This window comes from Antrihabitans cavernicola (genome assembly GCF_008297975.1).
In the GTDB taxonomy this organism is placed as follows: Bacteria; Actinomycetota; Actinomycetes; order Mycobacteriales; family Mycobacteriaceae; genus Antrihabitans; species Antrihabitans cavernicola.
In genome coordinates this window covers 420,348-437,591 of sequence record NZ_VLNY01000001.1, presented here as the reverse complement: position 1 = coordinate 437,591, position 17,244 = coordinate 420,348, and the positions used below count along the sequence as shown (strand labels likewise).

The following is a 17,244-nucleotide window of genomic DNA, read 5'->3' as shown; positions in this document are numbered from 1 at the left end:
CGTCAGCCGGAGGAGATGTCGGACGGGTGTTTCGCCAACGCGGTGACCCGAATGTCCATGTAGGGGAACAGCGGTAGTCCGGACAGCACCGTGTGCAGCTCGTCGTTGTCGGCGACGTCGAAGATCGAGAAGTTGGAGTACTCGCCGACGATGCGCCAGATGTGCGGCCACTTGCCTGCGCGCTGTAACTCCTGCGAGTACGCCTTCTCCCGCGCGACGATCTCGGACCGAGTGTCCGGGGCGAGATCGTGCGGGATGTTCACATCCATCCGAACATGGAAGAGCATGATCAGCTCTGCGCCGGGTCGAGGACGAAGTCGTAGCGCATGGTGAAGCCGCCGTCGGGATTTGTCTGCGGGTCCAGCACCAGATCCGGCTTCACGGCGTCGGCGACGTCGTCGTCGTTGTGCGGGTCACCAGGGAAATACAGCTGCGCAGTGAGCAATTCGTGGCCGGGAGCCGACACCTTCACGTGAATGTGGGCCGGGCGCCACGGGTGCCAGCCCGCCGCGTCGATCAGCTTGCCGCAGGAGCCATCGGTCGGAATCTGGTACGGGGCAGGACGAATCGTGGTGATGGTGAAGGAGCCGTCGTCGTTCGTGGTGACGCTGCCACGCAGGTTCCACTCCGGGATGCCGGGCGCGAACTGTGAGTAGAAACCATCGGCGTCGGCGTGCCACAACTCGACTTTGCCTGCCAGCGGTGTCCCGTCGGTCGAGGTGATCTGCCCGTTCCACACCAGCGGGTCACCGCTCTCGCCGTCGCGCATGGGAACGGTTGCTGTGGAACCTAATTCGGGTGCATCGGGAACGTAGTACGGGCCCTCGATGCTGCCCTTGTTGCCCTTGCGGTGCGCGGTGTTGACGTCTTCGACCACGTGCTCCACCCACACGTCGAGGAACAGCGGCCATTCGCCGTCCTTGCCGACCTGGATCAGCCATGCTTTGAGGGCGTTGTACTCGTCGTACGTGACGTGATTGCGGCGCACCACGTCGTGAATTCCGCTGAGCAGCTCGCGGGCGAGGGTGTCGACACGCTCCTTCGGGGTGTCCTTGACCGCCGCGAACGGCGACTTGTCGTGCTCGAAGCGTTCGGTGGCCGACGCGCCCGATGCGGCGGCACTTGCTGCAGTGCTTGGGTTTTCGATGGTGGTCATGTCGATCTCCTTGTGTGTTGCGTTCCTTCTTCGCAGGGCTGTGCGAAGCGAAATGATTCAGTGGTCCGTGCGGTAGCGGGACAGTTTGTCGGGGTCGATCGCGACGCCGAGTCCGGTGCCTGGCAGCCGATGCAGGCACCCGTCGGTGATCTGCAACGGAGTGGTCAGCAGGTCGTCGGTCATGTCGAGGAAGTTGGACAGCTCGCCCGCCTGCCGCGAGGTTCGGGCGTATGCGGCGCCGAACGCGAGCGTTGCCGCGGTGCCCACCTGGCCGTCGATCTGGTTGCCCATCACCACATCCAGACCGAGCCCCTCGGCAAGGTGATGGACGCGCTGCGAAACGGTGAAGCCGGTCCTGGCGGTCTTGATACTGATCGCGGTGGCCGCGCCTGCGAGCACCTCACGGGTGACGTCGGCCGGTGTCGGCACGGATTCGTCTGCAATGAAAGGGATATCGAGCTGCTGCACCAGCCAGCGCCTGCCGAGTACGTCGTCGGCCGGGCACAGCTCCTCGGCGTAGAGCAGGCCCAGGTCGGCCATCTGACGCATCGCGCGAGCGGATTCGGCCGCGGTCCAGCCGCGATTGCCGTCGATGTAGAGGTCGATGTCGGCACCGAAACTCTCGCGCAAGGCGCGGACGACGGCGATGTCGAGATCGACGGGCCGGCGCCCGACCTTCACCTTGAAGGTGCTGATGCCGTAGCTTTCGCGCATGCGCTCGGCTTCGGCGACCATCTCGGCGGGGCCTGCGAATCCGAGCATGTGGGAGACCCGCATCCGATCGGTGTAGCCACCGAGCAACTCTGTCACCGAGAAGCCGAGCGTCTGACCCAGCGCATCCCAGATGGCCATGTCGACAGCCGATTTGGCGGTCGGGTTGCCCACGGTCCGGTCCAGTCGTGCGTGGACGACTTCACGCTCGAGCAGGGTGAGGCCGACGATCTGCGGTGTGAACACCTCGTCGATCACGGCGACGATGCCTCTTTGCGTCTCGCCGTAGGTGAAGGGACGCGGCGGCGCCTCGGCGACGCCGATGATGCCGTCGTCGGTGTGGACTCGGACCAGCACGTGCTCTGCGACACGGACCTCGCCCGACGCAAATTTCAGGGGTTTGCGGTAGGGGATGGCGAACGGAATAGCGTCGATCTGGGTGATCTTCATCGGATGCCTTCAGAGGTCAGTGGCGTGAACGCGGTCTTGACGAGGTGCGTGACCGCGTCGACCAGTGGGTTGTCGGTGCCATTGCGCCAGGCGAGGGCGAGTTCGACGTCGCCGGCATCGGGCAATTCGCGGATCACCAAGCCGTCGAGCGGCAGCGAGCGAACCGATCCGGGCACTACGGCGACGCCGAGGCCGGCGGCCACCAGAGCCAACAGCACCGCTGTGCCCGGTGCCTCGTGCTCGCGCTGCGGCGCGAAACCGGCGTGCCTGCATCCGCGCAGTACCGCGGAGTTCACCGCAGAATCACGATTGCTGTACATGACGAAAGGTTCGTTGCGGAGATCGGCAAGGGAGACAACAGGTTCGGCGGCGAGGCGATGATCGACCGACACGGCCAACACCAGCGGCTCGCGGTCGATCGTGAACAACGAGATGTCGTCACCGACGGCAGGTGGTCGCAGTAGACCGAGCTCCAGCGTGCCCTCGCGTAGGCCCGCGCACTGATCGGGTGTGAGCATGTCGGCCTGGATCTGCAGCGCCACGTCGGGCAGCTCCTGCTTGATCAGCCGCGCGATGCGTGGCAGGTGCGAAAACGCGGCAGTGCCGGTGAGTCCGAGCCGGACCAGTCCACGTTGACCCTGCCCGATCCGACGGACGCCCTCGACAGCGTCGTCCACCGACATCAGAATTCGGTCGACCTCGGCGCGGAGGTACTCGCCTGCGACGGTCAACGTCACCTGGCGGGTGGTTCGTGTGAACAGCGAGACGTCGAGTTCGGCTTCGAGTTGGCGAATGGCATACGACAGTGCAGGTTGCGCGACGTGCAATCGCTGCGCGGCCCGGCCGAAATGGCAGGTGTCGGCAACGGCCGCGAAGTACCTGAGGTGTCGAAGTTCCATCTGCTTCTCTCGTTCTCGAATGTGACGGCTGCCACTGACGACCACGTTACGACGCAGATAAATCGAGGGCAAGAACTCGTTTTGCAGTTATTGAGAAGGACTGTTTATCAATAACTGCTGGCGCGACCTTAGGGTTTTACCTGGTGTGACGGAAACCACTCACTGGCACTCTCCAAGTATCAGCTCATCTGGAGGGACCACCATGACCACCTCTCTTCCCACCACGCCGCTCCCCACGCACCTGGGACATGTCGCGTCGGTGCTCAGCGACGCCGTCGTCGACGACCACGATGCCGGCGTGTTCCGCGCGAACCGCCGCATCTTCACCGACAGCGAGATCTTCGAACTCGAGATGAAGCACATCTTCGAGGGCAACTGGCTTTACCTGGCGCACGAGAGCCAGCTGGAGAAGCCGGGCGACTACTTCACCACCTACATGGGACGGCAACCGGTCGTGATCACCCGCGACAAAGACGGCGACTTGCACTGCCTGATCAACGCCTGCGCACACCGCGGCGCGATGATCTGCCGCCGTAAAACCGACAACCGCACCACGCTCACCTGCCCCTTCCACGGCTGGACGTTCCGCAACGACGGCACGTTGCTGAAGGTGAAGGACCCGGAGGGAGCCGGCTACCCGCAGACGTTCGACAAGAACGGCTCGCACAACATGACGAAGGTCGCGAAGTTCGACAGCTACCGCGGCTTCTTGTTCGCCAGCCTCAACCCCGACGTCGTGGATCTGACGGAGCATCTGGGTGACACCACCAAGGTGATCGACATGCTGGTCGACCAGTCACCCGATGGACTCGAGGTCCTGCGCGGCGCCTCCACCTACACCTACGACGGCAACTGGAAGGTGCAGGCGGAGAACGGAGCCGACGGCTACCACGTCACCGCCACCCACTGGAACTACGCCGCAACCACCTCCCGCCGCAACACCGGCGAATCGAAGAACGAGACCAAGGCGCTCGACGCGGGCGGCTGGGGCAAGTCGGGTGGCGGCTACTGGTCGTACCCCAACGGCCACCTCTGCCTGTGGACCTGGGCGGCGAACCCGGAGGACCGACCGCTGTGGGATCGACTGGATCAACTGAAGGACGAGTTCGGAGATGCCAAGGGCGAGTTCATGGTCAAGGGTTCGCGCAACCTGTGCCTCTACCCGAACGTGTACCTGATGGACCAGTTCTCCACCCAGATCCGGCACTTCCGGCCGATCGCGCCCGATCAGACCGAGGTAACCATCTACTGCATCGCACCGAAGGGTGAGAGCGACGAAGCGCGGTCGTCTCGAATCCGGCAGTACGAGGACTTCTTCAACGCATCGGGCATGGCGACGCCGGACGATCTCGAGGAATTCCGTTCCTGCCAGCTGACTTTCCGCGGCGAAGCGGCGCCGTGGAACGACATGAGCCGTGGCGCCGAGCATTGGCTGACCGGGCCGGACGACGTCGCGAAGTCGCTCGGCATGGACGGCGTGGTCTCCGCAGGCGTGAAGAACGAGGACGAGGGGCTCTATCCGGTGCAGCACGGGTACTGGCTCGATTCGATGCGAGCGGCGTTGTCCGCCGAGCAGTCCGCAACAACCGCGGCGCAGGAGTGAGGACGATGACCACATCGCAAGCAAGCCCGAAGTTGATCACGCAGAACGTGATCGAACAGTTTCTCTACCGCGAGGCGCGTTACCTCGACGACCGTGAGTTCGAGAAGTGGCTGGAGTGCTACGCCGACGACGTCGTCTATTGGATGCCGTCGTGGGACGACGCCGACCTGCTCGTCGAGAACCCGCAGCGCGACGTCTCGTTGATCTACTACGCAAACAAGGGCGGTCTGGAAGATCGGGTGTTCCGCATCCGCACCGAGCGATCGTCGGCAACGTCCATCCCGGAACCGCGGACCAGCCACAACATCTCCAACGTGGAGGTGATCGAGCGCACCGGGGACCTGGTCGACATCCGATTCAACTGGCACACAATGTATTTCCGGTACAAGACCATCGATGCGTACTACGGAACGTCGTTCTACACGATCGACTTCTCCGGTGATCAGCCACTGATCCGTCGCAAGACAGTAGTGCTCAAGAACGACTACATCCACCACGTCGTGGACATCTACCACTTCTGACAGGGATTCTCCGATGACAGTCACGAACGAACGAACCGCGGGCGCAACCACTTCCGCGGGTGCGACCCACCAGGTGGCGTTGGCCTTCGAGGACGGCGTAACCCGTTTCATCACCTGCCGCGAAGACCAGACCGTCGCCGACGCGTCGTATCGGCAACGGATCAACATTCCGCTCGACTGTCGTGACGGTGCGTGCGGGACCTGCAAGGCGCTCTGCGAAAGTGGCGACTACGACGGCGGCACCTACATCGACGATGCGTTGTCGCCCAGCGAATCCGACGACGGCTACGCGTTGCCCTGCTGCATGAAGCCGCGCTCCGATCTGGTGTTGCAGATCGCCGCGACGTCGGACATCGCCAAGACGCAGGCAGCCACCTTCAGCGCCACGGTCGTGGAGTTGGTTCGTCTGTCCGGCACCACGATGAAGATCGCGGTGACCATCCCCAACCGCGGTGAATTGGCTTTTCTGCCAGGTCAATACGTCAACATCGCAGTACCGGGAACCGACGACGGGTCGGGGGCGCCGGTGACGAGGTCGTACTCGTTCTCCAACGCGCCGCACGAGGAGCGGCTGACCTTCCTGATCAAGCTGACTCAGGGCGGCGCGATGTCAACCTACCTCGCCGATCGAGCCGCGGTGGGCGACGCGATCACCTTTACCGGTCCGCACGGCTCGTTCTTCCTCCGTGAGTCGGCACGGCCGGTGGTGCTCCTTGCCGGTGGCACCGGGCTCGCTCCGATCCTGTCGATGCTTTCGAAGATGCACGACGACAACAGTCCTCGCAAGGCACACCTGATCTACGGTGTCTCGACGGACGAAGATCTGGTGGCACTGGACGAGATCGCATACTTCGAGTCAGCGCTGCCCGGATTCAGTTGGGACCATTGCGTCTCGTCGAATACCAGCACCGCCGCGAACAAGGGCTACGTGACGAGCCTGCTCGAACCGCGACACCTCTACAACGGCGACGTCGCGATCTACCTGTGCGGCCCACCGCCGATGGTGGAATCGGTGCGTACCCATATTTCGGAGTCCGGGGTGGAGCCGACCGGCTTCTACTACGAGAAGTTCGCGCTGGCCGCAAGGCCGGCTGCTGTCGCCGAGCGCCCCGCGCAGTTGTCGGTCGACGTCGTGTCCGAGGAGTTGATCATTGCAACCGATGCCAGAACCGTTGCACGCCAGCAGATTCTGCCTGCCGCTGCCATGACACCATGGGACGGCGCGATGCCGAGCACCGACGACGCCGATTCACGCAGACAGATCGCGGGTCAATCGATTTGGCCTGCCAGGGCAGGCGAATCGACGCCGCTGGACGCGGACAGCGGGATGTTGCTTTCCGGTGGCGGTCGGTCGATCGCGGGGCAGGAGATGTTCGCCGCGCCTTCTTCTTCGCCTTCGCCTACCCCCGCGCCCGTTCCCGTCACTGTCGGTTCGGCCGGCTACCAGATCGGTGAGGAGCATCCTGGAATCCACGAGTCCGACGCGGTCTTCGAGGCTCGAGCTGCGTTGGAACTCGGCGCGCTGGAGCTGACGTTCGGGCGGATGACCAGTCGACAGTTATCCGGCTATCGCCTGCTAGCCGACGCAACTATGCCCTATGTGTCGGGCGATCACTTCGTCGACGCAACCGAATACACCGAGACCAACGCCGCATTCCACGACTACCTGTTCACGCAGACCGGCAACACCCACCTGCTGGAGGCATACAAGGCTCTCGACGTGAAGGGCCGGATGAGTGAGGCGCTGCGCGACGCGACCTGGTGCCATCCGCTGTGCTCGCAGGACCACGTGGACATCGTCGACGCGTTCGAATCCGGCGACCGTGACAAGGCCCGCGCGCTGGTCAGCGCGCATGCCGATCGGTCGAAGCAGACGATGCGGCGTGCCATGGCGGACCGCTCGACTGCGCGACGGCCGAAGTTCGTCACGCCCGGTCGTTTCGCGGACAAGGTGGTGGTCATCACCGGTGCCGCACAAGGGATCGGCGAGCAGACTGCCCGCCGAATCGGCGCCGAGGGCGGACGGCTGGTCCTTGCAGATCGTTCGGAGTTGGTGCGCGAGTTGGCAACCGACCTCGCCACCGACGGTGAGGCATCTGCGGTCACCGCAGACCTCGAATCGTCCGCAGGCGCGGTCGCGGTCGTGCGGCACGCACTCGCCACCTACGGGCGCATCGACGTGCTGATCAACAACGTCGGCGGTGCCATCAACTTCAAACCGTTCATCGAGTTCACCGACTCCGAGATTCGCGCCGAGATCGAGCGATCGCTGATGACGACGCTGTACATGGCGCGAGCTGTGCTTCCGGAGATGGTGGGGCGCCGCAGCGGAGTGATCGTGAACGTGTCATCGGCGGCGACGCGCGGCATCAACCGGATTCCCTATTCGGCTGCGAAGGGCGGGATCAACGCCCTCACCGCGTCGTTGGCGCTCGAGTACGCCGACGATGGAATCAGGGTGGTAGCAACCGCTCCCGGTGGAACCGAGGCTCCGCCGCGCCGCATCTCGCGCGGTACACCGGAGCAGAAGACCGACGTCGAGCGCGACTGGTTCCAGGCGCATATCGATCAGACCATCGGGTCGTCCTTGCTCAAGCGTTACGGCACCCTCGACGAGCAGGCGGCGGCTATCTGCTTCCTCGCCTCCGACGAGGCGTCCTACATCACCGGAACCGTGCTTCCGGTGGCGGGCGGGGACCTGGGGTGACCGGCATACGATGATGCGGTGACCGCTTCGACGGACTGTGTCGGCCGCGACGCCGTCGTGGCCGATCTTGTCGAGCGGGTTGCAGCTACCTCGACCGACGGGGCGGCGTTCGTCACCCTGTTCGGCCCACCGGGGATCGGTAAGAGCACAGTGCTGCGCACACTCTACGAACGGACCAGCGGCGGTGTGCATCCCGCGCTGTGGGCGCAGGCTGTCGAATGGGAAGCGCAGCGGCCGTTCGCAGTGCTCGGGCAACTGTTGCAGGCTGAATTCACCAGTGCTGCGGAGTATTCGGATGCGCTGACGCGGTGGCAGCACGACGGGCCGGGGCTCATCGTCATCGACGACGCCCACTACGCCGACCGCGAATCGATGCAGATTCTGATCAGCATCACCGCGCACCACCGAGCTACGGCGACCCTGGTGGTGTTGGCATCGCGTGACACCGACGCACTGGTGGACACCCGCACGTCGACACGCATTCGACTCGACGGACTCGGCGGTGCTGCCGTGATGCGACTCGCCCAGCGAGCGGGTCTGGTGATGCACCCCGCCACGGTCGAGCGGCTCACCGGCCACACATGCGGCAACCCGCGTGCTGTGCTTGCTCTCCTTGGCGAGGTGCCCGCCGCTGCGTGGGCGAAGCCGGACACCGAGATACCGGCACCGCGATTCGTCGTCGACGACGTGCGTGAACGCCTGGACGCCTGCACCGCTCACGGGCGGTCACTGGTGCAGGCCCTCGCGATTCTCGACGATCGCGAGAACTTCGCCACCGCAACAGAACTGGCGGGTCTGCAAGACCCGTTCACCGCCATCGACGATGCTGCCCGGGTCGGACTGCTTGCGGCGCCTGGCGATCTGCGTCCGGCCGCCGAGTTGCCGAAGCTGCGCAACCCGCTGTTCGCCGCGGCGGTCACAACGCTGATGGGCGTGCGAGCCACCGCCGATGCCCATCGCCGTGCGGCGGCGATCGTGACCGATCCAGCGCGGACGCTGCATCACCGGGTGGCGGCGACCTCGGCCGCGGATCCCGCGCTGGCGTATCGGCTCGACGCGCTGGGCCGCGAACGCGCCACCGACGGTGGCTGGAGCGATGCGGCTGGATTGTTCAGGCAAGCAGCGCAATTGAGTGCGGATCCTCTCGTTCGCGACGACCGCTTGATCCGCGCGGTGGACGCGCTGCTCGCGGCCGGTGACTGCCTCGGTGCAGCCGCCCTTGTGCCTGCGGTGGAGAGCTTGCGGGAAACACCCTTGCGCAACGCAACTCTCGCGTATCTGGCGATACTGCGGGGACGGGCCAACGAGGCGGGCATGAGACTGAGTCGAGCGTGGAACATCGTGGTGGTCGAGCGTGAACCCGACGTTGCCGCAGTGATCGCGCAGCGATACGTCCTCGACTCGCTGGCGCGCTGTCAGGGCTCGACGCTGGTCGAATGGGCCGACAGGGCAATCGAACTCGACGGACCGGACACACCGACGGGTGTCGAGGCGTCGGCAATTCGCGGTCTCGGTCTGGCGTGGTCCGGGCAGACCGGCGAGGCGCGAGCGATGTACGACCGGCTATCCGGAACCATTCGACACGGCGCGCAGTCGCAGCGGGTGACGATGGCACGAGGCTGGTTGGAATTCGGTCTCGACGACCCGGTGGCCGCACGGAGCAGTTTGGAAGCCGCCGAATCGATGGCCGCACTCGGCGGATCGACGCGAATCACACTGTGGTCCCTGGGTTGGTTGGCGCGCGTCGAGTTCGTCACCGGCGATTGGGATGCGGCGCTGCAGACCGTCGCCCGCGGCCGAATCTTGGCGCGCAACAGCGGGATCGTGCTCGCGACACCGTTGTTGGAGTGGACCGCGACGCAGATTCATTCTCTGCGCGGCGACTGGGACGGCGCGCAAGAAGCGGTCGAGGAGGCGATCGCGACCGACGGGTCGTACCAGATAATGGCGGTACCGACGCTGCTCGCACGAGCTCAATTGGCGGAGTCCGCAGCCGATTACGCTCGGGTGCGCCAGGTGCTCCATCCGATGGTTCGGCTGTCGGAGACGACGCCGGCGCTTGTCGAGCCCGGCTTCTGGCCGTGGGTGGACGTGCTAGCCAACGCGCTGGTGCTGGAGGGGCAGCTCAACGAAGCCGACGAGTTGCTTCGCCCGCACGAGGAATGCGCGCGCGACCGAGGGCAGCGGTCGGCGACGGCTCGCCTGGCCTACGCGCGTGGACGTCTGCTGGGGGCGGCGGGTGAGCTGCCTGCTGCCAGAAGAACGTTCGAGTCGGCATTGGCCGCGTTGGAAGGCTTGCCACTGCGCTACGACCAGGCCCGAGTCAACTTCGCGTACGGTCAAACCCTGCGCAGGGCGGGTAAACGCCGCGCGGCCGATGCGATCATGTCCAATGCGAGAGACCTCTACCGGTCGCTCGGGGCAACCACTTATGTCGCGCGCTGCGACAGGGAACTGCGTGCCGGTGGCTTCAACGCGCCGCGCGGTCGTACCGTGGACATCGACCTCACTCCGCAGGAGGAAGCAGTCTCTTCGCTTGTCGCGCAAGGGATGTCGAATCGCGAGGTGGCCGCTGAGTTGTACATCTCGCAGAAGACGGTGCAGTACCACCTCACTCGGGTCTACGCGAAGCTCGGTGTGCGGTCGAGGTCGGAGCTCGCAGCGTCCCTACGCTGAGGCCACGCTCGTCTTGTCGATCACCGGTGCGCCGGTCTTCGCCACCACGTCGTCGTAGGTGACGCCAGGGGCAAGCTCGATCAGGTCGAAGCCGGCACCCGTGGTGTCGAAAACGCCGAGGTCGGTGATGATCCGCTGCACCACCGCCTTGCCGGTCAGCGGAAGACTGCACGCAGCAACCAGTTTGGGTTCACCACGTTTCGTCGAATGTTCCATCAATACGATCACCACACCCGCGCCGTTGACCAGATCCATGGCGCCGCCGATGCCCTTGACCATTGCGCCGGGAACCATCCAGTTGGCGAGGTCGCCGTTGGCAGCCACCTGCATGCCGCCCAGCACCGCAACGTCGACGTGCCCGCCTCGAATCATCGAGAAGCTGGTCGCGGAGTCGAAGAAAGACGCACCCGGCTGCACGGACACCGTCTGCTTGCCCGCATTGACCAGGTCGGGGTCGACGTCTTCTTCGTAGGGAAACGGGCCGACACCGAGGATGCCGTTCTCCGCGTGCAGGGTGATGTTCGCATCCTCGGCCATGTGGTCGGGAATCAGTGTGGGCAAACCGATTCCGAGGTTCACATAGTCGCCTTCGGAGAGTTCCGCGGCAGCACGAGCTGCCATCTCGTCGCGTGTCCAGCTCATCGGATCCTCTTTCGGGTTGTGCGCTGCTCGATCGACTTGCGTGCCGCCTGTTCCGGAGTGAGTTCGACGATTCGCTGAACGAAGATTCCCGGCAGGTGGACGTCGTCGGGCGCCAGTCCGCCGACCTCGACTATCCGCTCGGCCTCGACGATGGTGATGCGGCCTGCCATCGCGGCAGGGGGATTGAAATTTCTTGCAGCCGAGTGGAATCGGCAGTTGCCCGCCTTGTCGACCACAGCGGCTCGGATCAGTGCGTAGTCGGTGACGATCGACTCCTCCAGCACCATCTCCTTGCCCGCGATGGTGCGGACATCTTTGGGGGACGACGTCAGTGCGACGGTGCCGTCGGCGTTGTAACGCCATGGCAGTCCGCCTTCGGCGACCAGGGTGCCGATCCCTGTGGGTGTGAAGAACGCGCCGATGCCACTGCCGCCCGATCGCATGCGCTCGGCCAGGGTGCCTTGCGGGGTGAGTTCGACGGTCACTTCACCGGCGAGGAATTGGCGTCCGAACTCCTTGTTCTCGCCGATGTAGGAGGCGATCACCTTGCTGATTCGCCTGGCTTCCAACAGTAGTCCGAGGCCTGCGCCGTCGACTCCGCAGTTGTTGGAGACGATCTCGAGGTCGTCGGCGCCCTGCTCCAGCAAGGCTTCGATCAGGAACCACGGGATGCCCGCGAGTCCGAAGCCGCCGACCGCGAGGCTTGCGCCGCTGGGGATGTCGGCTACTGCCGCGGCCGCCGACGGCGAGACCTTGTCGAGACTCATGATTGCTCCAAGTGTTTGACGATGGCGGGCGTAATAGTTTGTGGCTGTTCAGCGTTGGCGAGGTGGCAGCTGTCTGGGACTACTAACAGGGTGCCGTCGGCGACGCGACCGGCGATCTCTGCCAGCTTGGCAGGCGGACTTGCAACGTCGTCGGCGCCGGCGATCGCAAGGGTCGGTGCGACGATGCGCGGCAGGTCGTCGCGGAGGTCCAGTCGTGCCAGCGCGTCACAGCAGCCTGCATATCCCTCGGCTGGTGTGTCGGCGACCATGCGCTGGTAGAACTCTCGGCGATCCGGATTGGCTTCGAGATAGTCGGGTGTGAACCACCGCGCCACCACCGAGGCGGCAATGGCCGCGCTACCCGAGCTACGCACGAGCGCTGCGCGGTCCAGCCAGTTGCTCGCCGGTGGCAGCTGGGCGCCGGTGCACAGCACCACCAAACGATTGACCCGATCCGGATTTCGTGCGGCAACCCGCATCATCGTCATGCCGCCGAGCGACAGTCCGACCAGGTGCGCCTGCTCAACGCCGACGCGATCGAGCAGTGCGACGACGTCGTCGGCGAGATCGTCGAGTGTGTACGGCCCGGCAGGCACCGGCGAGCGGCCGTGTCCGCGGGTGTCGTAGTGGATCACTCGGAATCGTTCCTCCAGTGCTGTGAGCTGGGGATCCCACATCCGGTGGTCGGAGCCGAGCGAATTCGACAGCACGACAGTCGGTCCCGTCGCCTGACCGCTCTCGACGGCGAAGACCTCGACGGCGCTCATCGGATCGCCTCGAAGACTGCCGCAATGCCCTGACCGCCGCCGATGCACATGGTCTCCAACACGTAGCGCGCATCGCGACGCTTCGCTTCGTACGCCGCGGTGGCGAGGATGCGGGCGCCGGTCGCACCGACCGGATGGCCCAGCGAAATGCCGGAACCGTTCGGGTTGAGTCGAGGGTCCCCGGCTGCGATACCCCACTCGGCGAGGACGGCGAGCACCTGTGCTGCAAAGGCTTCGTTCAGCTCGATGAGGTCCATATCGGCCAGGCTCAGCCCGGAGCGCGACAACGCCGCGGCGGTCGCGGCAACTGGGCCGAGGCCCATCGCCTCCGGTTCGCAACCGGTGACAGCCCACGAACGCAACGTCAGCAGGGGAGTAAGGCCCAGATCGAGAGCACGCCGTCGGGTGGTGACGACGCACATCGCCGCGCCGTCGTTCTGCCCGGACGCGTTGCCTGCGGTCACTGTGGCGTCGGGATCGGCGCGACGGCGTACCGCCTTCCGTGCGGCAAGGCTTTCCGGGGAAATATCGGCGCGTGGATGTTCGTCGCGGTCGACGACGGTGTCCGGGGCACCCCGACGCCCTGGAATCGTCACCGCTACCAGCTCGTCGGCGAAGTGTCCTGCGTGGTGTGCGGCAACGGCGCGTCGATGTGACTGTGCGGCAAGGGCATCCTGATCAGCTCGGGAGATCGAGTAGCGGGCGCGCAGCGTCTCCGCCGTCTCGATCATCCCGCCGTCGATCGGATGGGACTGCCCGCCTGCGGTGGCCCGGGCTCGGTCTAGCCGATCCATGAGTTCGACACCGCCGCTGCGTATTCCGGTTCGCAGGCCCAGCGCATAGTGTTCGACGTTCGACATCGATTCCACGCCGCCCGCCACGACCAGCTGGGCGCCACCGGTCGCCACAGCCGCAGCACCGAACAGCACGGCCTGCAGACCGGAACCGCAGCGCCGGTCGACCTGCATCCCGGGAACTCCGATACCGAGCCCGGCGTCGAGTGCGGCGGTTCGTCCGATCGCGGGCGCTTCGCCGTTGGGCGAGCCTTGGCCCAGGATCACGTCGTCGACGTCGCCCTCGGCGAGCCCGGTGCGGACGACCAGTTCGCGCAGCGTGGTGGTGGCCAGATCCGATGCGGTGAGTGTGGCGAGCGCGCCGCCCATGCGGCCCACCGGGGTGCGGAGCGGGTTGCAGATCACCACGTCGGAATCGGAAGTCATGCTTCGACGGTAGGCCGATCGGTCGATATTCTGAAATACCTAAAACATGTCTATTGATATCTCATTAGTATGGATTGAATGGAGCTTCGTCACCTGCGCTACTTCCGAGCCGTGGCCGAGGAACTGCACTTCGGCCGGGCCGCGCAACGGCTGCACATCGCCCAGCCGCCGCTGTCGCAGCAGATCCGCCAACTTGAACGGGAGTTGGGCGTCGCGCTTCTCGTGCGCTCTACCCGACGGGTCGAGCTCACCTCGGCGGGCGAGGACTTCCTGCGCCGCACAGTCGACATCCTCGGTGCGGTGGACGTTGCAGAACTGCACGCACGGCGAATCGCAGACGGCGTCGAAGGCCATCTCACGATCGGGTGCGTCGGGTCGGCGACCTACTCCCTGCTGCCGCGGTTGGTTCGGGTGCTGCGGGAGGAACTGCCAGGACTGGACGTCGATCTGCGGGGCGAAATGCTTGCGCCCGCACAGGTCGCGGCGTTGCGTGCGGGCGAGATCGACCTGGCTATACTGCGTCCGCCACGCGATGCAGGCGATCTCCGTCTCGAGGTGATCCGTCGTGACCGGCTGATCGTCGCGCTGCCCGACAGTCATCGTCTTGCATCTCACGACAGGATCGATATCGCCGATCTGCGTGACGACAACTTCATTGCCCATCTCGGACAGGGGCGCTCGGTGATGAGCGATGCCCTGACGGAGTTGTGTGCGACTGCCGGATTCGCTCCGAACGTCCGACACGAAGTGGCGGAGACATCGACACTCATCACGTTCGTCGCGGCCGGTCTCGGTGTCGCCGTGGTGCCGGACCCGACGTCGGCTCTCGACCTCGCCGGTGTCACCTACGTGCCGCTGTCGGCCGATGCGGGCATGGATCTTGCTGCTGCCCAGTCGAATCCCGCCGATTCAGCGATGATCGGGCAGGTGCTCGAGATCTTGCGTCGTATCGCGTGAGTCAGTCGGATTGCGCGTGATCGCGCGGAAGCGGCTTCGGAACAGCCACAGGATTGCAGCGAGTACGACTGTCCCCGCCGTGCTGATCAGAATCGCTGTACCGGTCGAGACATCCAGTGCCCCTTCGGAAATCAGCCAGACTCCGAAGAAGAGGAACAGCCCGGCCGCGGCAATGGTGATCTGGCGTTCCGGCAGATGCTTGCCGGCGACCGCGCCGACGATGATCGCGAGTGCGTCGGCGGCAACCATGCCGATCGTCGAGCCGATCCAGACGCCGACCCAATCGTTGTCCGCGGCAAGGGTGATGGTCGCGAGCATCGTCTTGTCACCGAGTTCGGCGAGCAGGAATGCCGACGCAACGGCGAATATCGCGGGGGCGGTGGTGCGCTGGGCTTTGGTGGCGTCGTCGTCCTCGAGTGTGTCACCGCGCAACGTCCACACCCCGAAGGTGAGGAACGCGACGCCACCGATGATCGCGATCAGGTTGGTAGGCAGCGCTGCGCCCAGGAAGTGGCCGATAGCGACCGAGAGCAGGTGGACGACGGTGGTCGCAACGATGATGCCGCTCAACACCACCCACCACTTGTAGCGGAGGGCGAAGGTCATGGCCATCAGTTGTGACCTGTCGCCGAGTTCGGCAACGAAGATCACGCCGAAGCTGAGGAGCAGGGCAGCAAGCATGATCGAAACTGTACGGAAGGCGGAAAGTGTGCGCAAAACGTGGAACTACGAAAAGGCAATGCGCACAATAAGTTTGGGTGAACCGGTGGTGCGATTCAGGGTGACCCGCCGTTCGGTTTCGGTGACCCTTACGAGGCGAGGAGCATAGCCAAAACCGCGGTGTCGGGATCGCTGATCGGGTCGATGCCGATTCGGCTGACCATGGAGGTGACGGTTCCGTCGGACTCGGTCTCCACCCATGCCGCACGATGCTCGAGACCCAGATGCGGAATGCCCGGCAGCAGAAGGCAACCCGATGCGGCGCCCTCACACTCGGGCAGGGACGGACGGGTTTCCGACGGCGGATGCAACATCAGCAGCGCGGGCGGGAGGTGCGCTGCGAACCGTCCGGGGGTGACGGCGGACTCGCCGATCACCGGCCCCTCGGAGAGCACCAAGCCCACCGTTCCCGGCTGCGGATTGTCGGGAAGTTCCTCACGGGCACCGAACACCGTCGTGGTGGACAGCAAACCGGGGAGGGTGGCGACCCGAACGGCGAGCACGAGAATCTGTGCCCACTCCTTGGTCGTGTAGGGCCACCGACCGGAGATGACGAAGCCGCGAAGCGTGCCGGCGGCGTGAAAGGGCGATACGCCCACAAAATCGTTTTCGTTCACGTGTGCCTCCTCGGTGCATCCCGACCAGCTTTTTCGAAAACCGTTCCGGGGCCACCTTGCCCAGCTACACAAAGATTGCGGCACAACTGGGCTGGCACACAAGAGAGGGGGAGTGCCAGAAAAGTGCGCTACGCGCAGGTGAGCGGAAAGTTGGTCCAGGGACCAACTAAACGCTCACCTGCGACGAAGTCGCATTACGCCGTGACGATGCCCGTCAGCGAGGTTGCGTTGGTGAAGCGTGCCTGGACGTCGGCCCAGTTGACGACGTTCCAGAACGCCTTCACGTAATCGGCCTTCACGTTCTTGTACTGCAGGTAGAAGGCGTGCTCCCACATGTCGACCTGGAGCAGCGGGATGATGCCGAGCGGCACGTTGGCCTGCTGGTCGTAGAGCTGGAAGGTGAGCAGCTTCTTGCCGAGCGTGTCGTAGCCGAGGACTGCCCAGCCGGAGCCCTGCAGGCCGTTGGCCGCAGCGGTGAACTGCGCGCGGAACTTGTCGAACGAGCCGAACTGGTCGTCGATCGCGGCCGCGAGGTCGCCCTCGGGCTTGTCGCCACCGTTCGGGGAAAGGTTCTTCCACCAGATGGAGTGGTTCACGTGACCACCGAGGTGGAATGCGAGGTTCTTCTCGAAGAGGAAGATCGAACCGTGATCGTCGGCGTCACGGGCAGCGGCGAGCTTCTCCAGCGCGGTGTTGGCGCCTGCCACGTAGGCGGCGTGGTGCTTGGAATGGTGAAGCTCGTTGATCTCGCCCGAGATGTGGGGCTCCAACGCGGAGTAGTCCCAGTCGAGATCCGGCAAGGTGTAGTCAGACACGAGCGTCCCTTCGTAG

The 17,244-nt window shown here is 64.9% G+C and carries 16 protein-coding genes; 5 read left to right on the top strand and 11 right to left on the bottom strand.

Annotated features, from left to right (window positions below; genetic code table 11):
* Positions 1–2: 2 nt before the first annotated feature.
* Genes catC through FOY51_RS02145 form a run of 4 tightly spaced genes read right to left on the bottom strand, consistent with a single transcriptional unit; the run spans position 3 to position 3,216 of the window.
* The gene (gene catC, locus FOY51_RS02160; RefSeq protein ID WP_149428536.1) at positions 3–287 is read right to left on the bottom strand and encodes a muconolactone Delta-isomerase; all 285 of its coding nucleotides are present in this window, start codon (positions 285–287) and stop codon (positions 3–5) included.
* A gap of 2 nt (positions 288–289) precedes the next feature.
* Positions 290–1,156 carry a catechol 1,2-dioxygenase gene (gene catA, locus FOY51_RS02155; RefSeq protein ID WP_149428535.1) on the bottom strand — a complete coding sequence of 289 codons (867 nt, stop codon included), beginning with the start codon at positions 1,154–1,156 and terminating at the stop codon, positions 290–292.
* A 57-nt stretch (positions 1,157–1,213) separates the two neighbouring features.
* Positions 1,214–2,317 carry a mandelate racemase/muconate lactonizing enzyme family protein gene (locus FOY51_RS02150; protein ID WP_149428534.1) on the bottom strand — a complete coding sequence of 368 codons (1,104 nt, stop codon included), beginning with the start codon at positions 2,315–2,317 and terminating at the stop codon, positions 1,214–1,216.
* Positions 2,314–3,216, bottom strand: coding sequence for a LysR substrate-binding domain-containing protein (locus FOY51_RS02145; RefSeq protein ID WP_149428533.1), 903 nt, complete (start codon positions 3,214–3,216; stop codon positions 2,314–2,316). The genes FOY51_RS02150 and FOY51_RS02145 overlap by 4 nt, the downstream gene beginning before the upstream one ends.
* Positions 3,217–3,418: 202 nt before the next feature.
* On the opposite strand from FOY51_RS02145, the gene benA reads away from it, so the two are divergent.
* From benA to FOY51_RS02125, 4 genes are read left to right on the top strand one after another with little or no spacing between them, the layout of a single operon-like run.
* Positions 3,419–4,819, top strand: coding sequence for a benzoate 1,2-dioxygenase large subunit (benA, locus tag FOY51_RS02140; protein ID WP_149428532.1), 1,401 nt, complete (start codon positions 3,419–3,421; stop codon positions 4,817–4,819).
* Between the two features lie 5 nt (positions 4,820–4,824).
* Positions 4,825–5,340: a benzoate 1,2-dioxygenase small subunit gene (gene benB / locus FOY51_RS02135; RefSeq protein ID WP_149428531.1), complete on the top strand. Its 516-nt coding sequence runs from the start codon at positions 4,825–4,827 to the stop codon at positions 5,338–5,340.
* A gap of 13 nt (positions 5,341–5,353) precedes the next feature.
* Positions 5,354–8,047 carry a benzoate 1,2-dioxygenase electron transfer component BenC gene (gene benC, locus FOY51_RS02130; protein ID WP_149428530.1) on the top strand — a complete coding sequence of 898 codons (2,694 nt, stop codon included), beginning with the start codon at positions 5,354–5,356 and terminating at the stop codon, positions 8,045–8,047.
* Positions 8,048–8,065: 18 nt separating this feature from the next.
* On the top strand, positions 8,066–10,723 hold the full coding sequence (locus FOY51_RS02125) for a helix-turn-helix transcriptional regulator (protein WP_149428529.1): 2,658 nt from the start codon (positions 8,066–8,068) through the stop codon (positions 10,721–10,723).
* On the opposite strand, the gene FOY51_RS02120 is transcribed toward FOY51_RS02125, so the two are convergent.
* The 4 genes from FOY51_RS02120 to FOY51_RS02105 are packed head-to-tail and all read right to left on the bottom strand — an operon-like array spanning position 10,715 to position 14,119.
* Positions 10,715–11,365 carry a 3-oxoacid CoA-transferase subunit B gene (locus FOY51_RS02120; protein ID WP_149428528.1) on the bottom strand — a complete coding sequence of 217 codons (651 nt, stop codon included), beginning with the start codon at positions 11,363–11,365 and terminating at the stop codon, positions 10,715–10,717. The genes FOY51_RS02125 and FOY51_RS02120 overlap by 9 nt on opposite strands.
* Positions 11,362–12,132, bottom strand: coding sequence for a CoA transferase subunit A (locus FOY51_RS02115; RefSeq protein WP_149428527.1), 771 nt, complete (start codon positions 12,130–12,132; stop codon positions 11,362–11,364). Before FOY51_RS02115 ends, FOY51_RS02120 begins: the two co-directional genes overlap by 4 nt.
* On the bottom strand, positions 12,129–12,899 hold the full coding sequence (pcaD, locus tag FOY51_RS02110; RefSeq protein ID WP_149428526.1) for a 3-oxoadipate enol-lactonase: 771 nt from the start codon (positions 12,897–12,899) through the stop codon (positions 12,129–12,131). The genes FOY51_RS02115 and pcaD overlap by 4 nt, the downstream gene beginning before the upstream one ends.
* The gene (locus FOY51_RS02105; protein WP_149428525.1) at positions 12,896–14,119 is read right to left on the bottom strand and encodes an acetyl-CoA C-acetyltransferase; all 1,224 of its coding nucleotides are present in this window, start codon (positions 14,117–14,119) and stop codon (positions 12,896–12,898) included. Before FOY51_RS02105 ends, pcaD begins: the two co-directional genes overlap by 4 nt.
* Positions 14,120–14,197: 78 nt before the next feature.
* On the opposite strand from FOY51_RS02105, the gene FOY51_RS02100 reads away from it, so the two are divergent.
* On the top strand, positions 14,198–15,076 hold the full coding sequence (locus tag FOY51_RS02100; RefSeq protein WP_149428524.1) for a LysR substrate-binding domain-containing protein: 879 nt from the start codon (positions 14,198–14,200) through the stop codon (positions 15,074–15,076).
* On the opposite strand, the gene FOY51_RS02095 is transcribed toward FOY51_RS02100, so the two are convergent.
* The 3 genes from FOY51_RS02095 to FOY51_RS02085 all read right to left on the bottom strand — a co-directional run bounded on the left by FOY51_RS02095 (position 15,029) and on the right by FOY51_RS02085 (position 17,228).
* Positions 15,029–15,757 (bottom strand): TMEM165/GDT1 family protein, encoded by a 729-nt coding sequence (locus tag FOY51_RS02095; RefSeq protein WP_149428523.1) that lies wholly within the window; start codon positions 15,755–15,757, stop codon positions 15,029–15,031. The genes FOY51_RS02100 and FOY51_RS02095 overlap by 48 nt on opposite strands.
* A gap of 128 nt (positions 15,758–15,885) precedes the next feature.
* Positions 15,886–16,413, bottom strand: a complete 528-nt coding sequence (locus tag FOY51_RS02090) for a peptidase (protein ID WP_149428522.1) — start codon at positions 16,411–16,413, stop codon at positions 15,886–15,888.
* Positions 16,414–16,607: 194 nt separating this feature from the next.
* Positions 16,608–17,228, bottom strand: a complete 621-nt coding sequence (locus FOY51_RS02085) for a superoxide dismutase (RefSeq protein ID WP_149428521.1) — start codon at positions 17,226–17,228, stop codon at positions 16,608–16,610.
* Positions 17,229–17,244 lie beyond the last annotated feature (16 nt).